We start from the raw sequence: 19,557 nt of genomic DNA, 5'->3' as shown, positions 1-19,557 counted from the left end.
CTCCCTATTCCTTAACTACTACAAATCCAGTTAAAACAGGCTCAACAGGATAACACTTTTTTTGACGACTTATTTTATAGCTAGATTTATCTTTTATGATATTAAGACCTTCATAATGACTAATGTTCAAACGATGTAAGCTCTTGTCGATATTAACTTTAAAAACTTCCATCACTCCTACAGTTACACAGTAACTTGAATCATTTAAAAAGTAGTGAAGGCCATATTGGTCAATACTTTCAAGATAAAATAAACTTGGATCGACTTCACCTTCTTCAAAATCACTTACTGATACATATTTAAAATTTACGAGATCTCGATTTGGTAATTTTATTGGACTATTTGCTGTAGTTAGTGCTGAAAGCCTTCCATTGATCGAAACAGTCTCCACTTTTGGAATAATAACCTTGGCCTTTACAAGAGGAATGAATTTTAAATTTTCACACTGACCTTTAAGATCTGCAAGATTCACATCATTAATATTAAAAATACCTGTATTACAATTTAGATCTTCCTCTGGTGATACGACTTTCGGACGATCTCCCGTAAAATAATTATTAATCTTTAAGTAAATTTCATGGGCCGCAAAATCTCCACGATTTAACTCTTGAAACTTAAGAGTACGACTTCCGTCATATAAAGTATCTTCACTTAGTCTTTTTCCATATTTAGATACAAGGTAGAATCTTGCATGAATCATTTCTTTAATTGAAATTTCAAGTTCTACTTCGCCAAGCTCTGGATACTTCTTCATATCGATAGCTTGCTCGTCCATATCAATAGAGAAAAGAAATTGTTTATCTTCATTGATAAAAGACATAGGGCACGTAATTTCCATGTCTGTAATATTCGTTTTTATTGATTCACATTGAATTTGTGTTGCAGTAAGTGACTGGCCTTTAAAGCTTGGATTAAGATTTTGGCCATAAAATGCTCTTTCGTTAGATTTCCCACATGAAAGAAGTAGGATCATGGGAATCAGAAAAAATGAACGCATAAAAAATCTCCTTAAAATTAATTTTTGCCGTTATAGCGAAAATCAATCCAAAGGAGATATTTTTTCTATTTTGAAATAGTTGTTTTTTAATTTGGAATACTAAAAAGTGACTTAAGACCCAAAACCCTTAAGCTGTTCCCCGCCAAGTACGTGAAAATGCGTATGGAATACACTTTGACAGCCATGTTGGTTGATATTTGAAACTACGCGGAAGCCATTCTTTTCAAGCTCATTTGATTGAGAGAACTCTTTGATGGCATCAAAAACTTGGGCCATATCATCGCGGTTCATCTCATTAATATTCTTAGAGTGATTGCGGTGAATAAATAAGTAGTGCTCTTTTGCTAGCGGTTGAATATCTTGAAATGCATAAACATTTTCATTTTCAAATACCTTCGTTGAAGGAATCTCACCATTTAGAATTTTGCAAAATAAACAATCACTCATTACGCTTCTCCCTATTCGTTTACGAGTTCGACACTTGCACCAAGCTTCTTAAGCTTTTCAGGTAGATCTTCATAACCACGTTGTAAGTGGTAGACACGATCAATTTTTGTTTCACCATATGCACAAAGAGCAGCAAGAACAAGGGCCGCAGACGCTCTTAGGTCTGTACACATAACTGGTGCAGCTGTTAGAGGTTTACCACCTTCAATAAAGACAGAGCTACCAAGTTGTTCAATACTTGCACCAAGACGAGTTAGTTCTGGTACGTGCATGAAACGATTTTCAAAAATATTTTCTGTTACAAGAGAGTTCCCTTCTACAACTGTTAGAAGTGCTACCATTTGTGCCTGCACATCAGTTGGGAATCCAGGAAATGGCTCTGTAATTACTTTAGAACCTTTTAGTGATGATGGGTATGTCTTAACGAAGTCATCACCGATCTCAAGCTTGGCTCCCATGCCTTGAAGGTTTTCAAGAACATTAAAAAGATGCTTAGGATTAAAGTTCTTTACCGTAACCTCTGACTTTGTCATAAGGCCACCAATAATATAAGTAGCAGCTTCAATACGATCACCAATTGCTTGGTACGTTCCACCACTTAATTCTTTAATTCCATCAACAACAATGCGAGATGTACCGATACCTGAAACTTTTGCACCTAATGTATTTAGGAAGTTTGCAAGATCGTCAATTTCTGGCTCCATCGCTGCGTTTTCAATAATAGTCTGACCATCAGCAAAGACACCGGCCATCATTAAATTCTCAGTGGCACCGACTGATGGAAACTTAAGTTTCACATGTGCGCCTTTTAAATGATCAGTTTCAGCAAAAACAAAACCATTCTTCATTTCGATTTTTACATTCATCTTCTCTAGATTATCTAGGTGGATATCAATTGGACGTGTCCCAATTGCGCACCCTCCAGGAAGAGAAACCTTTGCTTTTCCAAGACGTGATAAAAGCGGCCCTAGTACAAAGATTGATGCACGCATTGTTTTAACAAGCTCATAAGTTGCTTCGTGAGAACTTAGAGTTGATGCATCGAAAGTCACATTCTTACCATCACGATTACACTCAACTCCCATCATTTCAAGAAGCTTAAGCATTGTATTGATGTCACGAAGCTTTGGAAGATTCGTTAGTGTTACTTTCTTATCTGTTAAAAGGATTGCTGCTAAAATTGGCAGGTACGCGTTCTTTGCAGGAGAAATTTCAACTTCACCAGAAAGACGAGCTGGTCCTTTAACTATAATCTTATCCATTTTTAATTCCTTTTAGAAAACGGTAGCGGTCTGTGTAGTCCTTAATCAACTCGAGATTAGTAAATTCATATTCACTCAAAATATCTTTTAAGTGTTCTAAATGCAATTCACTACCTTCCATTATGAACAGTCCACCTGCTTTCAGCTTTTCCTCCACCTGTTGGAAGAAATTTTTAAACCAATTATCGTAATCTTCATCTTTTAAGTAAAGGGCCAGATGTGGCTCAAAACGATGAACCTGTCCATGCACTTCACTTAAGTCAGCACTCTCCTTTATATATGGAGGGTTACTAATGATGATATCAAAATTTTCATTGAGGTTAGTTAATAAATCAGACTCTTCAAAGACTATTTTCACAGTCTTTGGATAACGGTAACGGTGAAAGAATTTATTGGCACGAGCAACTTCAAGGGCCTTTGGACTAATGTCACTGGCCACAATACGCGCTTCTATTTCACCAATCTCACCTGCTAAGCTTAAGGCAATAGCGCCACTTCCCGTGCCGATATCTGCAATTGAAATATCATTTAGCTTATTTTTTTTAATATATTCAGAAGTCCACTCCACCATGATTTCAGTTTCACTACGTGGAATAAGAACATTCTCATTTATGTAAAATGAAGAACGATAAAAGAATGCACGATTACTAATATATTCGAGGGGAATCCCCTGCCTGACTTTTTTTAAGAATTGCTCGATGACACCTTTATTTTCAGAAATATAAATGTCATCGAATTGAGATTCAAGGATGCGACAGAAATCTTTTAGCTCCCCCTTTAAGCGAGAAATTGTAATTCCAGGGTAATTTGCCTCTAAGAATTTTTTATTCTCATTAAAGAACGAGCTAATGTAGTCACCGAGAGTTGTAAAACTCATTTACTACTCTTCTTGGCCCTTTAAGAGTTCAGCTTGGTTATGAGCAATAAGAGCATCAAGAACTGGAGCTAAATCACCTTCTACGATTTTATCGAGAGAGTAAAGAGTCAGGCCAATACGGTGGTCAGTTAAACGACCTTGTGGATAGTTATAAGTTCTAATACGCTCAGAACGATCACCAGTACCAATTAGACCTTTTCTCTCAGCTGCTTCAGAAGCATTTTTTTCTTGAAGCATTTTATCAAAGATACGAGCCGCAAGAATCTTCTTCGCCTTCTCTTTATTTTTTAACTGTGACTTTTGATCCTGGTTATAAACTGCAATTCCTGTTGGAATGTGAGTCATACGAACCGCAGAGTCTGTCGTGTTAACGTGCTGTCCACCTGAACCAGATGCGCGCATAACTTCAACACGAACATCATTCATATCAAGTTCCCACTCAAGATCTTCAGTCTCTGGCATAACTGCAACAGTGATTGTTGATGTGTGAACACGTCCCTGAGACTCAGTCTTTGGAACACGTTGAACTCTGTGTACTCCAGACTCATATTTCATTTTTGAGTAAACTTTCTCACCAGAGATTGAGAAGATAACTTCTTTAATCCCCTCATCGTTTTCAGAAAGAGAATCAATTTCAACTTTCCATCCAACTGAGCGAGCGTAGTTTTGATACATTCTTAGAACATCACCAGAGAAGATCGAAGCCTCATCCCCACCAGCACCGGCACGAATTTCAACCATAACGTTCTTATCATCTAATGGGTCTTTTGGCAGAAGAAGAATCTTTAACTCATCTTCAAGTTCAGGAATTAATGGCTCGTTCTCATCAAGAACTTCTTTTGCCATCTCCTTCATATCAGGATCATTTTCCTTAAGCATCTCTTTTGCTTCCGCAATATCTTCTTTGATCTGCTTATATTTCTTGTAAGCAATAACAACTTCTTCAAGATTTGAGCGCTCAGCTGAAATCTTTTTGAACTCCTCTTGCCTATCATATAATGTTGGGTCTGCCATTTTTTCAGTTAGTACTTCAAAGCGCTGTACAACTGAATCAAGCTTATCAAACATGCTCATTTGAAAATCCTTTTAGCTGCTTCTTAGCTATTCATTGAATCCATGAATTCAGCATTAGTTTTAGTCTTCGTAATTCTTTGTAGCATGAACTCCATTGCATCAATTGTACTCATTGGGTGTAGAACCTTTCTAAGTACATATGTTCTTTGAAGATCAAGTTGATCCATAAGTAGATCTTCCTTACGAGTCGATGACTTATTGATATCAAGTGCTGGGAAGATTCTCTTTTCAAGAAGCTTACGATCAAGTTGAATTTCAGAGTTACCTGTACCTTTGAATTCTTCAAAGATAACTTCATCCATTCTTGAACCTGTATCAACAAGAGCTGTTGCGATAATTGTAAGTGATCCACCATTTTCAATATTTCTAGCAGCACCGAAGAATCTCTTTGGTCTGTGTAGAGCATTTGAGTCAACCCCACCAGAAAGGATCTTTCCAGACGGTGGAACAACAGTGTTATATGCACGAGCAAGACGAGTAATTGAGTCAAGAAGGATGATTACATCTTTTCCTGCTTCAGTTAAACGCTTCGCTTTTTCAAGAACCATCTCTGCTACTTGAACGTGACGGTTTGCTGGCTCATCAAATGTTGATGAAACAACTTCTGCGTTAACATTTCTCTTCATGTCAGTTACTTCTTCCGGTCTTTCATCGATTAGAAGAACGATTAGAACTGAATCTGGGTGATTTTCAGTAATTGCGTTAGCAACTTCTTGTAGTAAATGCGTCTTACCAGCTTTTGGAGGTGCAACGATTAGACAACGCTGACCAAAACCTTGTGGTACGAACATATCAATCATACGAGTTGAGTAATTGCTTGGATTAAACTCAAGGTTGATTTTCTTTTGTGGATATAGTGGAGTTAAGTTATCGAATAGTACTGTCTTTTTGTGCGCTTCAGGTGTTTGGTCATTGATTGTGCTAACCTTTAGAAGAGCAAAGTATCTCTCGTTGTCTTTTGGTGGACGAATTTGTCCTTCTACAGAGTCACCCTTTTTAAGAGCGAATTTTCTAATCTGACTTGGAGATACATAAATATCATCGGCACCAGGAAGGTAGTTATAGCCTGGAGACCTTAAGAAACCGAAACCATCTGGTAAAATTTCAAGAACACCGTTTCCGAAAATGTCCTGCTTCTCTTTTGCATGTGCTTTTAGGATAGCAAAGATTAGTTCATGTTTTTTCATACCCGCAGAGTTTTCAATTTTTGCTTTTTCCGCAATCTTGTTTAACTCTTTGATTTCCATCTCTCTCAATTCACTTAAATGCATAAAATGTACTACTCCTGAAATATCTGAATATATAAAATTGGATTGGTTTAGAATTTGCCTCTATTAATGATCCATTAATGGCATGGATTTTATAAGATTAAATTGGTTGGTATTGATTTAATTAGATAAACTCATCATAAACCTTCACCCTTTCCTAGTCAAGCTGACTTTAGAGATTGACTTGAGGCGCCAAAATGGGCATAACTACCTAATATGAATGAGTTTTCTAGCTATCCAAAATTTGAAGAATTACGTGGTCTCAACATCCTTTCCATCGACTACGGTGAAAAAGTCATAGGCCTTGGCTTCTTCTGCCCAGGACGTGAGCCTTTCCCAATAGGCGCAGGACGTATCATTAATAAGGGAATTGCACATTTCTATACAGAACTTGAACAAGTGATCGATGATCAAGTGGTAGAAGTTATTGTTATGGGAATACCTTATTATGTTGATGGCAATGAGAGTGAGAAAACAAAAGAGCACAAGGCCATCTTTAACGCTTTAGTTGAGAAATTTCCTAGTATAAAGTTCTATCAACAAGATGAAACACTTACGACTAAGTCGGCAAAAGAGAGAATGCTTAACTCTCCGGAGTATAATTTTCAATTTGATCCAACAAAAATTGATGAGCTTAGTGCGGTGATCATCTTAGAAGATTTCATAAGAAGTTAATTTCACAAAATATAAAAATAAGATATCCTATTATCATTATGATGAAGAAAAACTTATTTGTATTTTTGGTGCTAGCACCAGCATTATCGATCTGCCTTTTAGTGGCCCACACTTATTACAACATTTATCATTGGCAATACAACGGTCCAGAGACTGAATTCCAAATTAATAGTGGCGACACTTTTGGAACAATCAACTACCGTCTTGCCCAAGATAAAATTATCTACTCTCCTCGCCTCTTTCACCGCTATGTGAAATTCGAGGGTAAACTAACCAGCTTTAAGGCCGGACGCTACATCATCCCAAAAGGGATCACTATGGATGAGCTCGTAGACCTTTTAATTAGCGGAAAGAGTTTAACTGTTCGTGTGACAATTCCAGAAGGATATAACTTATTCCAAATTGCTAAAGTTCTGGCTGACGAGAAAATTGTTGATGAAAATGAATTTATCAAAGAAGCAAAAGATAAGAAATTTGTTCACTCATTAGGAATTCCAGCTGATCGAGTTGAAGGATACCTTTACCCTGATACATATCAATTTCACGAGAAGATGAAAGCACGTGCAATCATTCACCGCATGTATGACAACTTTAAAGATAAAACGAAAGAACTTGATTTTTCTAAAGTAAGACTAACAAAGCACCAACTAGTAACTCTTGCTTCAATGGTAGAAAAAGAAACTGGTGCAAAATTTGAAAGACCAACAATTTCTGGTGTTTTTCACAATCGTTTAAAAAAGAGAATGCGTCTTCAATCAGATCCAACGACAATTTACGGGATCTGGGAGTCGTATAAAGGAAATATCAGCAAAAAGCACCTAAGACAGAAAACTCCTTATAATACTTATAAGATTTCAGGTCTTCCAGTTGGGCCAATCGCAAACCCTGGGCTAGAGGCACTTAAAGCTGCCCTAAACCCAAAGAAGCACGAATATATTTACTTTGTTTCTAAAAATGATGGAACACACGTTTTTTCAAAAACATACAAAGAACACAGTCAGGCAGTAGATTACTGGCAAAAGAACAGAGCGAACCGTAAGGGGCGTAGCTGGCGAGATTTAAATAAAAAACAATAAAACTTAAAGAAGTAATTAACTATGAAACTATGGTCATCATTCGATCAGGAATATATCCTCAAGAGGCTTACTGAACTTTATGAGGAAGGCGCAGTTTTGAAATTTTGGCAAAACAATGAAGACATGCGCGAAGAGTACACTGCAACTTTCAGCTCAGTTACAATTGAAAAATGCTCTATCAGGCTCACAAAAGAAAGTGCTCCTTTTTATACTCGAATAGCACCTCTTTCACCTGTCTTTTTTCACTATCCTGCTGGGGATATGATTTTCAAAAAAGATATTTTCAAACTTGAAAATGGTGGTCTTTCGTTCAAGACTCCTAGTGAAGTTCGTATGCGCGATCGACGAAGTGTGGAGAGATTCAATTATAAATATCCAGACTTCAAAAATATCTCATACAAAGTTGAGGGTGAAGATGAAACTCAACATGATATTATTCTCGATATCTCTTTAAGAGGTCTTGCATTTGTTATCGATGCGAAAAGAAAAGCGAAGTACGAAATAGGAAAATCAATTTTTATTACTTCAATTACAGATCAGGAATTACCTGAGCTACACGAAGCTAAGATTGCCTCAGTTAATCGCTACCGTGTTTCAGGAGAAGGACTTCAAACTCACCTCCTACGCATTGGAGTTGAATTCACACAAACGCTAAACTCAATTACATATGATTCAATTGGCTCTCTTGTTAAAAAGAGACAAAATAAATTAAAAGGTCTTGATACAAATCTATTCAATGGCCTAAATCCTGATGATTATCAAAAGCAACTAGCTAAGATACATGAAAAGAACCCTCAACTCGCTATCAATATCTCAGAGTCAGTAGAAGATATCGATCGCCTTCGCTATATGACAATCGATATGAAGCGTGAGTTCTTTTTACAATTTAGTCTTGATCTTATGGCCTGTGCTTTAAGAATGTCGTCTAAAGAATTAATCAATGATCTTCTTTCTGAAGTTACTGCTGGTGTAAGAGAAGAATTTCTTATGAAGTATGATCAACCAAAGCCAGCTTCAGCAATCAATAAAGCACAAGACGAGTTAAGAAAGTATATTCATGAAAAGGAGCGCTCGGGCGAGCTTGTTTTAAGCCCGAAGTCATTTGTTAAGTATGTTTAGTCTCCTGTCTCTTCTCGATGATATTGCAACAACATTTGATGACGTGGCCATCATGTCTAAAGTTGCCATCAAGAAGACCAGTGCTCTAATGAGTGATGATCTTGCAGTTAATGCAGGTGTTATCCACGGAGTAAACGCCGATCAGGAGCTTCCAATGGTCTGGAAGATTTTTGTAGGCTCACTTTTAAATAAAGTCTACAGCATCTTAGGCGTTGTTGCCCTTACCTATTTTTATCCTCCAGCTCTAAAAATCGTTCTTCTAATTGGTGGAATTTATTTAGCATATGAAGGCGCCCACAAAGTGGTCGAAAAGATTACCAAGCAAGATAGCAAGAAGATCCTGGCCGAAATTAGTGAAGAGAAAAAAGTTTCAGGAGCGATTCGCACAGATTTAATTCTTTCAATTGAAATTATCGTAATTGCACAAAATAGCATTAGTGGACCTTTTGTAAATCAGCTAATGACTCTTGTAATTGTGGGGCTTTTAGCATCTGTCCTTATCTATGGACTTGTCGCTGTCTTAGTTAAAATTGATGATCTTGGGCTCTACCTTATAAGAAAAGAGTATAAGAGACTTGGCTACGCTTGTGTCAGTTCAATGCCTTGGATTATGAGAGGACTTGGAATAGTTGGGACAATTGCAATGTTTCTCGTAGCTGGTGGAATCTTTGCTCATAGCTTTCACTTAGACCTCTATACCTATGAAATACTGCAAAACCTATTCTTAGGTGTCATTGGTGGTTTTTCGGCCCTTATCGTTTTCAGTATCCTCTCGCATATTAAATCGAAGTTCTTACGCTAATTATTGGCAGATCTCTTTATGAGAATCCTACTAAACACCTAGAATCACGAGAAATTTAGTCCACACTAAATTAAAGTTTATTATAGCTATAGACGATAATTTATTTAGTTAACTGCCTGAGGGAATTATGAAAATTATCAATATGCTACTAATATCATTCGCAATTATCCTTACTTCATGTGGAGGAAAGTCCTCAAACGTCGAAGTAAAGCTTCAAGGTGCGTTCTCTCAAGTAGCAGGACTCTTTGATAATGGTGCGGTCATGCTAGCAGTTGGTGGGCCAGCGGATAAACCCCCTCTTCTCTATGTTGTTCCTCTTTCACAAGCAACACTTGATCACGAATTTGATAATGGAAATTGGAATATTATGATTCTTGGTTGGCATGGTTCAACTGCAGGCGAGATGATGGAAGGAAGCCTTTATTGTTCAGTCGTAAAAAACGCAGCAATCCCAGAGCAGACAACTTTTACTTTCAATCTAACTCAAGTCGATACTGTGGCACCGGCCAACGTCGTTGATATAGGTCACCCTTGTGCTGAGTTTATTGATGGCCTACAAACGGCCAAGTATATGTCTGTTTGTGAAACTTCAGCTTGTAATGTTGGTGAATACATAAGATTTAATTCAACTGACCTATCTATTAAATTTGGTATTCCTCACTATGAAGGACCAATTAATAAGGATCTAATCTATACTCAATCAAGATTTAATGAATCGATGAATACTTGCTATAGCAATGTTAATGGAAATTTACTCGATGGAGTCGACTACGCTAAAATGGTTCTTGATGCTTCTGTTGGAATGGTTCTTCCAGTAAGGCTAACAGGCGGATTCCACTTACCTCTTAGAATAGAAGGATATGAAGATAAAGATAGTGGAACAACTGACTGCTCTACCGGGCCAGTTGGTACACTTATGACCATGAACAGTATCGGTGAAAAAGACCTAGCAGGAAACGATCGTCACTTCTACGATGGCACTTACTTCACTTATATTATGCCACCTACTCCATTTGAACTTTCTCTTACAAATTCGAGTTATTCATTTGAAAGAAACTCTGCAACGACAGTACAGGTTGGTGGCCCATATGATGTTGGAAACGATACTTATCTTGGCAACTCGATGAACTATACTTGTGAGTACAAAGTCGCTGGAACAGATGATTCAACTTTTGTTGCCTGTGGATATCCAATCGGTTCAGGCCCTATATCATTTGATACGACGTCAGGAGATGTTGTTCTCGACGGTAATACTACTAGTTTTAATCTTGGAGATACTTTTGAGTTTAGAATGATTGGATCGTATTTTGATGACGCTTCAAGTAGATTAATCTATTCTCCAGAGAAGCGCTTTAGCGTAATGGCAAACCCTATTGTTATGATTCCGGATTCAGATTTCATACCAGCACCTGGATCAAATGTTGATATTACAACAGGTGGAAGCACGACAATTACATTTAATAATAACACTGATGGTATTGTGACTTTTAGTATCTATTCAACACCAGACACCTTATCAATCTCAGGAGACATTTCATGTTCTCCCTATACGACTTGTACACTTACAATCACAGGCTCTCCTGCAGGTACAGGAAATTTTGACTTAAATGCCAATGGTCAGCTTTTTAATTACACATATTATTAATATGGCACTAAGAAATGGCATTCACTATTGAGGTTAAAACCATAACTAACTGAAATCCCGTAAGTTTTTGTCCCCAATTCTTTAAAGGTTAAGATTTGCTTAACCGATGAGTTTTGTGGATTAAATTGAATTTGGGGACCGTATGCACCGTCATATATTTGGATTATTTCTTGTTTCACTTCTTCTCACTTCATGTGGAGTAAAAACATCAAACACAAAAGTTACTTTTTCAAAATCACAATTCTTAGTTGGAGACTTAAACTCAAACTTTGATGGTGGTGTACTTATCTTTGGAAGAAATAACGATACAAAACAAGTTTTTCAAATTGGTCTTGATCCAAGCTCCCCTTCTGAAATCGAAATTGAGCTTCCTTTTGGAAACTACGATGTAAAGGCCATCGGTTGGCACCAAGGAACGACTCCAACGAATCTAGTTGGAACAAAGTATTGTTCTCAAATTAATACTCAAGTTGACTCTACTGAAACTCCAATGAATCTAGTAATGACAACGGCCAATTGTGCATCACTAACTAATACAGTTGTTCATGACAGTACGACAGGAAATCAGTTCAAGGTTGAAACTTGTCACGGGGTTGTCCAAGTTTTTGGGAAAGGAAAAAGAGAAAGCTGCGATGAAGCTCCAAGTAACGCTCAATCACTTAAGATTCGCTACCCTTCAATTAATGCTGAAGGAGTCGTCGATCCAAGCTTAACTCTTGAATCAAAATGCTTAACACCAAATGCTGGAGATATTTTCACCTATGACCTAACTGCCGACTATAACGTTGTTACTAGTGATAGTGGTTTTTATAATCCAGTTGAAATTGTAGCCTACTATGATACTGCTTGCTCTGGAGCCTCTCAAGTTAAAAGGATTCCAAGAACAGCAGGACTTCCTTCAGAGGAGTATCTACTAGCAACAGAAGATTCAGCGACAGGTCTTACTCTACTTGCAGGCTTTGATTCTTGTGCGTTTGCAGGAGCGGCAACAAGCTCTCCATTTGCAGCTGATAGCGCTGGATCAAGAGGATTTAATATTATTTGTACGGCCGATCAATTTAATAATATCGCTTCCTACCCTTCAGAGAATTATATTGTTGCGAGAACAATTGATTTTGCAGGTTCAGCACCAGCAACGGGCGCTACTGACTTTAGTGGAAAATTAGAGGGAGATATTCTTATAAGTCTTAAGAAGCTTCCACATATTATTGGAGCATCTGACTCATTATTTAATAGTATTGGAAGCACGGTTGCTAACGCTGAGTCAGGACTTAGTAACTTAAATATCAATGTTAATTCGTTAACAGCAGGGCCGGCACTTGCAAAGTACTTAGGCGATTCTTCAAATCTTCATGAATTAATAATCTCAGGTTCAATGACAAACTCGAATCCATCAACAACACCACCTGGTTCAAGCTTTGGTTACTCGTGCGGTGGATTATTTAATCAGTCTTACTATGATGGAACATCAACAAAGAATGTATTCGCACAAGTTGAAAGAATCACTTTTAGTAACTTTAGTTTAAAATGTACGGGACTTCCTGGTTCTGATAGTGCTTACGTAGGCTCCCTTATTGGTGCCCTAACAAGTGGCTCAACTGATACTGCAACTAATAGTCGTGAAGTTAAAATTTATGATGTTAATGGAAATATTAATATCGAAGTTGATGCAGCTAATCCACAACAATCAGTTGGTGGCCTAATCGGCTTCTCAGAAAATCTTACTAATATTAGTACTTATAGTAATAGTTATGTTTTTACTAACTCATATACTTCAGCGGCACCAGCGATTATTGGTGGCCTTCTAGGACAACATCAGTCAACGGCCGCAAACTATCTAGGCCGTCTAGAGCTTGGTGAAAATAATATTCACTTATCAATTTCAAGTGATCTTCCATATAGTACGATTCAAGGTGCCGGCGGAATTGCTGGAAAGATATTTAATCCTGAAACTTTTCAAATTCGCTCATCTATTACAACTGGAAGTATTGATACGACATTAAAAAATGCAGGTGGGTTTATTGGTCATGCTGCTTTTACTAATCCTGGTAACACACTTGGAATTTATTCTTCAGCAACAAGAGTAAGTGTTAGTGCTGATGGAAGCGCTGGAGGCTTAATTGGAAGACTAAATCTCGATGGAACTTCTGCAAATTTTGCACTTAATCATATCGCAACAAGTTCAGTCACAGGAGCAGCTGCGGGATCAGCAGGACTTGAAGGTGTTGGTGGTGCCCTAGGGACACTTTCATCAACGACAAATCTTTCTTCAGCAAACTTTGATAATAATTATTATTCAGGACTACTTTTTAATAACCTTGGTTATGCTACTGGAAATTCAAGTGGATCTCTAATTGGAGTAATGCCAGACATCAACACATTCGTTATAGTTAATGGACACCATTATACAAGATGGGGAACGAGTACTTCTCACATTATCGACTTCATTGGATTTATCAATGACTCTACTCTATCAAACGTCCTAGACAGAATCACAGCAAATCATGTTGTTTACAATGGCTATAGTGATAGTACAACAGCACTTGCTCAAAGTGCTTTAAAGTATGGAACACCAGGGGGCGAAATAAGCCTTACTTTCAATGATCTTGCCAATAAATCTCTTCCTTCGACTTTTGCTGGAAGTCAGTACTTTACAGCAACTGGAGTCTCAAAACTAAACGTAGCATTTAATCGTTTTATGAAGTTTGCAACTAACGGTCGTGCAATCGTAACAGGATTAGAGGAAAGTCCATTCCTTATTTCAAATGCAAGTGATTTAACATTCATTAAGAATAATTTATTCCTAAGTAATTTTAGTTTTAAACTAATGAATAACATTGATATGGGTGGACAATCACTTCAGTTATCAGACTTTAATAATTCATACAATGGCTCTCTTGATGGAAATGGCTTCACTATTTCAAATTTCTACAATGACTACACTGGTGCCAATCAAATGTTTAATGGTATCTTTCCACACGTTGAACATGGGCGTATCAGAAACTTAAGAATTGCAAACTCAACGGTGAAATTCGATTGTGATGCTTCAGGTGATGCTGGAATTCTCATGGGAAGAATTAGTCGCTACAATAACTCTGGTGATGATCGAGCGCAATTTCATAATATTCAATTTGATAATAATACGATTGAAAGTAGTATCGGATGTACAGCAACAGGACTAGTTGCAGGAACTTATTCAACAGAGAATAGCGGAGATGGGCCAGTATTTGAAAATATTAGTGTGAAAAATAATACATTTGGCTCACCTACAGGTTCTCTCTTTGTTGACCGTATTGTTTACTCAACATCAGCGGCTGAAACATTCGCCTTTAAGAATCTTGAGTTTATTGGCAATAAGTTCACTGATCCTGCGCCAGTCAATACATATGCATTCTTCTCAAATAAAGGAAATAATACATTTGATGTTAGCTTCGAAAATGTTCTCTACGTGGGACATAAAGATGGACACAATCCAACAGATATTCACAGCACGAATAATGCTGGTTCAGCAATGTTAGTAAAGAATCATTACGTATTCATTAACCCTACTTCATTTGCAGGTGTTCTTGATACAGCGATACTAACCAATGGGACGAATTACGCTCTTGCAGATATGGCGACAACGGCTTTTGATAAGTACTTCCTAGTGAATTCAACAACAGGAGCTGTCGATTTAAATCGTCCAATGATTCAAGAAGAGTTCGAACAACGATAAGCATAGTTTAATGCCAATAAATTTAGGCGAAAAAAATAAGGACGCGTTCAGCGTCCTTTTTTTATTATCGGCAGAACTTACCGATATTACTGGTAAAAAGAAATTAACTTAATTATTTTCCCGCCAAACACGAAGAGTGCCTACAATAGGTTCCCATGAAGCTTCAGAGCGAAGCAAAGGCTGAGGTTTTAGGGCAACTATTGAATATGTATTAAAAGCAACAATTGCCGACTTTTAAGAAGACTTTTGAACTAAATAAATTCAGGGTTAAAATTAAGTGTCGCGTAATAGTTTAACCAACAAACTTTGCTTGTTTTACTTCGTTAAGGAGGAGGACTAAATGGAAGCTGAAAGACTAGAATATTTTAAAAAGAAGTTATTGGCCGCTAAAGCTGAGATTCTTAACGGTGGTATTCTAACAAGTACTGAAGACCTTAAGATGTCGACAGATGATCTACCTGATGAAGGTGATGTAGCAAACGCAGTAATTAACCAACAGGTTACATTTAATATGCGTGCTCGAGCAATGACTAAGCTAAGACAAATCGAAGAGGCCCTTCACCGAATTGAAGAAGGTACTTATGGGCACTGTGAAGATTGTGACGAGCCAATCGGTAAGAAAAGGCTTGAAAATCAACCATGGGCCGATCTTTGTATCACACACGCAGAAGAAAGAGAGCGTGAAGAACAACACATGCGAAGAGCCGTATAGCTTTTTTCATATTCCAAATGTTAGTAAAAAAGCCTGCTTATGCAGGCTTTTTTTATAGGGCCATCCCCTCGTCTACACTAAAGGTCTCCTTCTTTATATAGACATACTTCGATATGTCTCTCTTAAGCACTTTCTTAACCTGTTCATTTGTTTTAAGTACTTCTTCCACTTTAGGACTTATTGTACTTGAGTTCGTATTATTAATTGGCGCGACGATCATGACATATGCAAACACAAAAATACTGATTGATAATGTCCAAATAGTTTTCACTGAATTACCCTCCATGGTAAGTTCTTCTTCTGTTCATAATTAAGCACGGCCCATGCCAAATTCTGGTACAATGATTACGGCAACTTAACTTAGTGGAGTAATGAACACGGTGGCTTTTTGGCCTTATTTTCTACCACCACTTTTAAAATAGTGTATAAGATTTTGACACCTATCTATAAAGTATCCATATGGGCTATAGGTGAACAACTTAAGTAGGTAGAATCCTGTCATAGTGTTGGCACAAGCTGTGCATTCTATAACAGTGAGTTTGAGTTACTAAGGAGCACTTTTTGAAACTAAAATCTTTTCTACTACTTTCTACTTTAATTGCTAGCTCTTTTGCTTTTGGAGCTGGTGAAGGTCAGAAATTATCATTTGATCAACTAAGACAACGTGTTTTCAAAAAAGAATACCAACAGGAAACATCAAATACTGACGTACTACACTCACGCTTTTCAAGCTGGGGTATCAAAAATAACTTTGCACAAGGATCAATTAATCTTCCAGGTGCACTTAAAAAATTAAAGACACAAAAAGAAGTTGTTGTAGCTGTTATTGATACAGGTATTGATCCAACTCACCCATTCCTTAAAGATAATATCTACGTACCTAAAGGAGATGCTAGCATTTCTAATTTTGGACTAGATTTCTCTAAAGGTGCTGATAATGTAAATACTCCTTACGATAAGAATCGTCACGGAACTCACGTTTCGGGAATTATTAAGTCAGTATTTCCAAATGTTAAGATTCTTTCACTGAAGTACTACAACCGTCACGCTTCAGGTAAGGACAACTTAAACTCAACAATCAAGGCTCTACGTTACGCAGTTGATCTTGGTGTTGATATCATTAACTACTCAGGTGGTGGACCAGAGCCGGATTTAGAAGAACTTGAAATTCTAAAGAAAGCAGAAAGAAAAGGAATCATCGTAGTTGCAGCAGCAGGAAACGAGCAAGAAAATATCGATAACAAGAATACTGCTTACTTCCCAGCAAGCTACAAGTTATCAAATATTATTACTGTAACTGCTCACGATCAGTCGATGAAGATTCTTAACTCTTCAAACTGGGGAGCACAAACAGTAGACGTTTCTGCACCAGGATATAAGATCAACTCTGCTATCCCGACTTCAAGAAACGGTCTGCTAACAGGAACTTCACAAGCTACTGCTTTTGTTTCTGGAGTAGCAGCAATGTTAAAAGCTGGATACCCAGGTCTTTCAGCAAAGCAAATTAAGAAGATCATCTCAATCACTGCAAAGAAAGAGATCACTTTTAATGGAAAGGTTAAGTCTTCAGGACGTGTTGATGCTACAGCAGCTGTTGAACTTGCTGAAAAGCTAAACACAAAGACAAATGGTCAACTAGCTAACTACAAAGAAAGCAAAAGAGAAGTAGCAAACACTCCAAAAGTAATTATCAGAAAATAATTAATTCCTAGATGGCCCTAAAATAGGACGTAAGCGCAAGGGTCGTCCCCATAATAAAGATCACTCCTAGCATTCCATACAATAAATAAGACACCTTAAAAAATCCCATCATCTTATAATCAAGAAAACTTTCAATTTGACTCTTATTATTTAGCTCGCGTGTTTCAGATATTGCTTCCTTAATACGCTCATAAAGAGAAACCTCTTCGATACCCTTTTGCGTATATGGTTGCCAAATTTCTTGCTCGCTCACTCCAGAGTTCATCATTTCAATAACAATATCCACTAACTCTTGAAGATAAAGCGCTCTTAGCTTATCAGTCTTTGAGTGCTCACTATAGAAGTAATCAAGAAGATTATTATAACGGCGACGCACTTTAATCATAAATTTCTTAAACTTCACATCACCTTGGAAAATTGCAGGGTTTTCCATTTCAAGAGGAGAAAGTGTCAGCCAATACTTTTCACGAAAAGTATAGAAGCTCTTCTCCCCTAATGGTTCTCCTAATGGATTAAAAGTTAAATCGAAGTCACAATCTTGGCAGCGTTCTTCAATAATATTTTCACTTTCGCACTTAGGACATGTTATAAGTTGCACATCCTGTGCAATATTATCTTCCATGAAGAGATGTTGATGTTTTTGTATGTCGTTTAAGAATTCTCTATCCATAAGAATATTGTAATTTCATAAGCTTAGTATTGGCAAATGTTAAATCATATACGACAATAAAGTATGTCTAGCCTGCTGAAAAATAAATTCTTTCTACCTGTGCTTCATATTCTTGCAGGTATCATTTACGCATTAAATTTTCCATTCATAGGAAAGTTCACAATCTTTCCAACAATCTTTTTTAGTGCGGCCGTTTTATTCTACGGGCTTAAAAGTGAAATTCGTTTTAAGTATAACCTCATAAATATTTTCTTATTCTGTTGGGGTTATAATTTTGCAGGATACTATTGGTTAACATTCACACTAAACGAGTTTGGAAACCTATTTTTTCCATTTAACTTTATCCTGTGGCAGCTCTTTTCGGTTATTATTGCGCCACAATTCTATCTCTTTCTTATTATCTTTTTCTTTTTAAAGAAGTATGTGAAGATCGATACATTAGCGGGAGGAATCCTTTATTCGCTAATCTTCGTTATTCTTGAATATTTTACGCCACAACAATTCCCAGCTCTTTTTGGCCATCCGTGGCTTAAGATATCTCCATTCTTAAAACCAGCACGACTCCTAGGAGTTCCCTTCTATAGCTTCTTAAGTTTATTCATTGGGCATCTTATTTTTATGTTCTACCAAAAACAAAAGCTTCCAAGAGTTCAAGGTGGTATCATCCTTGCACTTTTACTGATGAATTTTGGAGTAGGCCCAATAAAGTCTAATATAAGTAACGATCTTAAGATTCGAATTGTTCAAGGAAATATTGGAAATGACCTAAAGCTTAAATCTGAACAGGGCATAAAGCTTGCCTCATCAGAAGTTATTAATATCTATAAAGGACTAAGCTTGGCCGAAGGAATTGAAGATATCGATTTGGTTATTTGGCCGGAGACTTCTTATCCTAGATTTGTTTTCTCAGAAAAAAGTAAAAAGTTGTCAGACGAGCTAATGGATCTCTTTATTAAGAGTAATGCTAGTTACTTCTTTGGAACATACGATCTTGCTTCAACAAATCCAAGTGTCTTAGAGAATACGTATAATGCGACAGTACTATCTCGAGGTGAAGGAATTATTGATCAGGTCTATCATAAGCAAGTACTCATTCCTTTTGGAGAAGGACTACCTTTTGGACCACTTAACCAATACCTGGCGCCTTACTTAACAAATATCTCATTCTTTGCGAGTGGAACTAAGTACACAAATTTTGAAGTTAAAGATAAACACTTTATCTCACTCATCTGTTATGAAGTCCTATTTCCTCGCTATGTTGGAAGGTACATTAAAGAAGTGAAGAAGCGTGGAGAAAAAATTGATTTCATCGTCAATGTGACAAACGATTCATGGTATGGGCCTTACTCAGAACAAGAGCAGCACCTCTTCTTGGCAAAGTGGAGAGCTGTGGAATTTAATCTTCCAATTATTAGAGCGACCAATACTGGAATCTCGGCCGTCATCAAACAAGATGGTCGAGAGTTAATTCGTACAGAAAATTTTAAACAAGAAATAAAAGATTTTTCTCTTTAAAA

Annotated in this window: 17 protein-coding genes; 9 read left to right on the top strand and 8 right to left on the bottom strand. The window is 37.2% G+C overall.

Annotated elements, in window-relative coordinates; genetic code table 11:
- Nucleotides 1-4: 4 nt before the first annotated feature.
- From ABMA70_RS12675 to rho, 6 genes are all read right to left on the bottom strand, one after another.
- Nucleotides 5-997, bottom strand: coding sequence for a hypothetical protein (locus ABMA70_RS12675; RefSeq protein ID WP_392993080.1), 993 nt, complete (start codon nucleotides 995-997; stop codon nucleotides 5-7).
- Nucleotides 998-1,108: 111 nt separating this feature from the next.
- Nucleotides 1,109-1,444, bottom strand: a complete 336-nt coding sequence (locus ABMA70_RS12670; RefSeq protein WP_392993083.1) for an HIT domain-containing protein — start codon at nucleotides 1,442-1,444, stop codon at nucleotides 1,109-1,111.
- 11 nt (nucleotides 1,445-1,455) lie between these two features.
- On the bottom strand, nucleotides 1,456-2,706 hold the full coding sequence (gene murA / locus ABMA70_RS12665; protein ID WP_103219203.1) for a UDP-N-acetylglucosamine 1-carboxyvinyltransferase: 1,251 nt from the start codon (nucleotides 2,704-2,706) through the stop codon (nucleotides 1,456-1,458).
- Nucleotides 2,699-3,583, bottom strand: coding sequence for a HemK/PrmC family methyltransferase (locus ABMA70_RS12660; protein WP_103219202.1), 885 nt, complete (start codon nucleotides 3,581-3,583; stop codon nucleotides 2,699-2,701). The genes murA and ABMA70_RS12660 overlap by 8 nt, the downstream gene beginning before the upstream one ends.
- Nucleotides 3,584-3,586: 3 nt before the next feature.
- Entirely contained in the window at nucleotides 3,587-4,651 is a 1,065-nt protein-coding gene (gene prfA / locus ABMA70_RS12655; protein ID WP_103219247.1) for a peptide chain release factor 1, read from the bottom strand.
- 29 nt (nucleotides 4,652-4,680) lie between these two features.
- Complete coding sequence (gene rho / locus ABMA70_RS12650; protein WP_103219201.1) at nucleotides 4,681-5,928, bottom strand: transcription termination factor Rho; 1,248 nt, start codon at nucleotides 5,926-5,928, stop codon at nucleotides 4,681-4,683.
- Nucleotides 5,929-6,141: 213 nt separating this feature from the next.
- Between rho and ruvX the strand changes: the two genes are divergently transcribed.
- The 7 genes from ruvX (at nucleotide 6,142) to ABMA70_RS12615 (ending at nucleotide 15,669) form a co-directional block, all read left to right on the top strand.
- Complete coding sequence (ruvX, locus tag ABMA70_RS12645) at nucleotides 6,142-6,600, top strand: Holliday junction resolvase RuvX (protein WP_103219200.1); 459 nt, start codon at nucleotides 6,142-6,144, stop codon at nucleotides 6,598-6,600.
- A gap of 41 nt (nucleotides 6,601-6,641) precedes the next feature.
- Nucleotides 6,642-7,676, top strand: a complete 1,035-nt coding sequence (gene mltG / locus ABMA70_RS12640) for an endolytic transglycosylase MltG (RefSeq protein WP_158246950.1) — start codon at nucleotides 6,642-6,644, stop codon at nucleotides 7,674-7,676.
- Between the two features lie 21 nt (nucleotides 7,677-7,697).
- A complete protein-coding gene (locus ABMA70_RS12635) occupies nucleotides 7,698-8,795 on the top strand; it encodes a FliG C-terminal domain-containing protein (protein ID WP_103219198.1) in 1,098 nt (365 codons plus the stop codon).
- Nucleotides 8,788-9,597, top strand: a complete 810-nt coding sequence (locus tag ABMA70_RS12630) for a DUF808 family protein (protein ID WP_392993087.1) — start codon at nucleotides 8,788-8,790, stop codon at nucleotides 9,595-9,597. The genes ABMA70_RS12635 and ABMA70_RS12630 overlap by 8 nt, the downstream gene beginning before the upstream one ends.
- A gap of 127 nt (nucleotides 9,598-9,724) precedes the next feature.
- Nucleotides 9,725-11,242 carry a hypothetical protein gene (locus tag ABMA70_RS12625; protein ID WP_392993089.1) on the top strand — a complete coding sequence of 506 codons (1,518 nt, stop codon included), beginning with the start codon at nucleotides 9,725-9,727 and terminating at the stop codon, nucleotides 11,240-11,242.
- 142 nt (nucleotides 11,243-11,384) lie between these two features.
- Nucleotides 11,385-14,957, top strand: coding sequence for a hypothetical protein (locus ABMA70_RS12620; RefSeq protein WP_392993092.1), 3,573 nt, complete (start codon nucleotides 11,385-11,387; stop codon nucleotides 14,955-14,957).
- Between the two features lie 340 nt (nucleotides 14,958-15,297).
- A complete protein-coding gene (locus ABMA70_RS12615; RefSeq protein ID WP_103219194.1) occupies nucleotides 15,298-15,669 on the top strand; it encodes a TraR/DksA family transcriptional regulator in 372 nt (123 codons plus the stop codon).
- Between the two features lie 52 nt (nucleotides 15,670-15,721).
- Here the strand turns inward: ABMA70_RS12615 and ABMA70_RS12610 are convergent, their stop codons facing one another.
- Nucleotides 15,722-15,940: a hypothetical protein gene (locus ABMA70_RS12610; protein ID WP_392993094.1), complete on the bottom strand. Its 219-nt coding sequence runs from the start codon at nucleotides 15,938-15,940 to the stop codon at nucleotides 15,722-15,724.
- Between the two features lie 290 nt (nucleotides 15,941-16,230).
- On the opposite strand from ABMA70_RS12610, the gene ABMA70_RS12605 reads away from it, so the two are divergent.
- Nucleotides 16,231-17,370 carry a S8 family serine peptidase gene (locus tag ABMA70_RS12605; RefSeq protein ID WP_103219192.1) on the top strand — a complete coding sequence of 380 codons (1,140 nt, stop codon included), beginning with the start codon at nucleotides 16,231-16,233 and terminating at the stop codon, nucleotides 17,368-17,370.
- Nucleotides 17,371-17,377: 7 nt separating this feature from the next.
- Here the strand turns inward: ABMA70_RS12605 and ABMA70_RS12600 are convergent, their stop codons facing one another.
- A complete protein-coding gene (locus ABMA70_RS12600; RefSeq protein WP_146037921.1) occupies nucleotides 17,378-18,040 on the bottom strand; it encodes a hypothetical protein in 663 nt (220 codons plus the stop codon).
- Between the two features lie 63 nt (nucleotides 18,041-18,103).
- Here ABMA70_RS12600 and lnt point away from each other — a divergent pair, with 63 nt between their 5' ends.
- Nucleotides 18,104-19,555, top strand: a complete 1,452-nt coding sequence (lnt, locus tag ABMA70_RS12595; protein WP_103219190.1) for an apolipoprotein N-acyltransferase — start codon at nucleotides 18,104-18,106, stop codon at nucleotides 19,553-19,555.
- Nucleotides 19,556-19,557 lie beyond the last annotated feature (2 nt).

The sequence above is a fragment of the Halobacteriovorax sp. XZX-3 genome, from assembly GCF_043196495.1.
In the GTDB taxonomy this organism is placed as follows: domain Bacteria; phylum Bdellovibrionota; class Bacteriovoracia; order Bacteriovoracales; family Bacteriovoracaceae; genus Halobacteriovorax_A.
This window is presented reverse-complemented; position numbering and strand designations above follow the sequence as displayed.

Coding starts and splice junctions, on each gene's coding strand:
- lnt (WP_103219190.1), top strand. CDS start 18,104: ATGTCTAGCCTGCTGAAAAATAAATTCTTTCTACCTGTGCTTCATATT.
- ABMA70_RS12620 (WP_392993092.1), top strand. CDS start 11,385: ATGCACCGTCATATATTTGGATTATTTCTTGTTTCACTTCTTCTCACT.
- murA (WP_103219203.1), bottom strand. CDS start 2,706: ATGGATAAGATTATAGTTAAAGGACCAGCTCGTCTTTCTGGTGAAGTT.
- ABMA70_RS12615 (WP_103219194.1), top strand. CDS start 15,298: ATGGAAGCTGAAAGACTAGAATATTTTAAAAAGAAGTTATTGGCCGCT.
- ABMA70_RS12600 (WP_146037921.1), bottom strand. CDS start 18,040: ATGGATAGAGAATTCTTAAACGACATACAAAAACATCAACATCTCTTC.
- ABMA70_RS12630 (WP_392993087.1), top strand. CDS start 8,788: ATGTTTAGTCTCCTGTCTCTTCTCGATGATATTGCAACAACATTTGAT.
- prfA (WP_103219247.1), bottom strand. CDS start 4,651: ATGTTTGATAAGCTTGATTCAGTTGTACAGCGCTTTGAAGTACTAACT.
- ABMA70_RS12675 (WP_392993080.1), bottom strand. CDS start 997: ATGCGTTCATTTTTTCTGATTCCCATGATCCTACTTCTTTCATGTGGG.
- rho (WP_103219201.1), bottom strand. CDS start 5,928: ATGCATTTAAGTGAATTGAGAGAGATGGAAATCAAAGAGTTAAACAAG.
- ABMA70_RS12625 (WP_392993089.1), top strand. CDS start 9,725: ATGAAAATTATCAATATGCTACTAATATCATTCGCAATTATCCTTACT.
- ABMA70_RS12670 (WP_392993083.1), bottom strand. CDS start 1,444: ATGAGTGATTGTTTATTTTGCAAAATTCTAAATGGTGAGATTCCTTCA.
- mltG (WP_158246950.1), top strand. CDS start 6,642: ATGAAGAAAAACTTATTTGTATTTTTGGTGCTAGCACCAGCATTATCG.
- ruvX (WP_103219200.1), top strand. CDS start 6,142: ATGAATGAGTTTTCTAGCTATCCAAAATTTGAAGAATTACGTGGTCTC.
- ABMA70_RS12660 (WP_103219202.1), bottom strand. CDS start 3,583: ATGAGTTTTACAACTCTCGGTGACTACATTAGCTCGTTCTTTAATGAG.
- ABMA70_RS12635 (WP_103219198.1), top strand. CDS start 7,698: ATGAAACTATGGTCATCATTCGATCAGGAATATATCCTCAAGAGGCTT.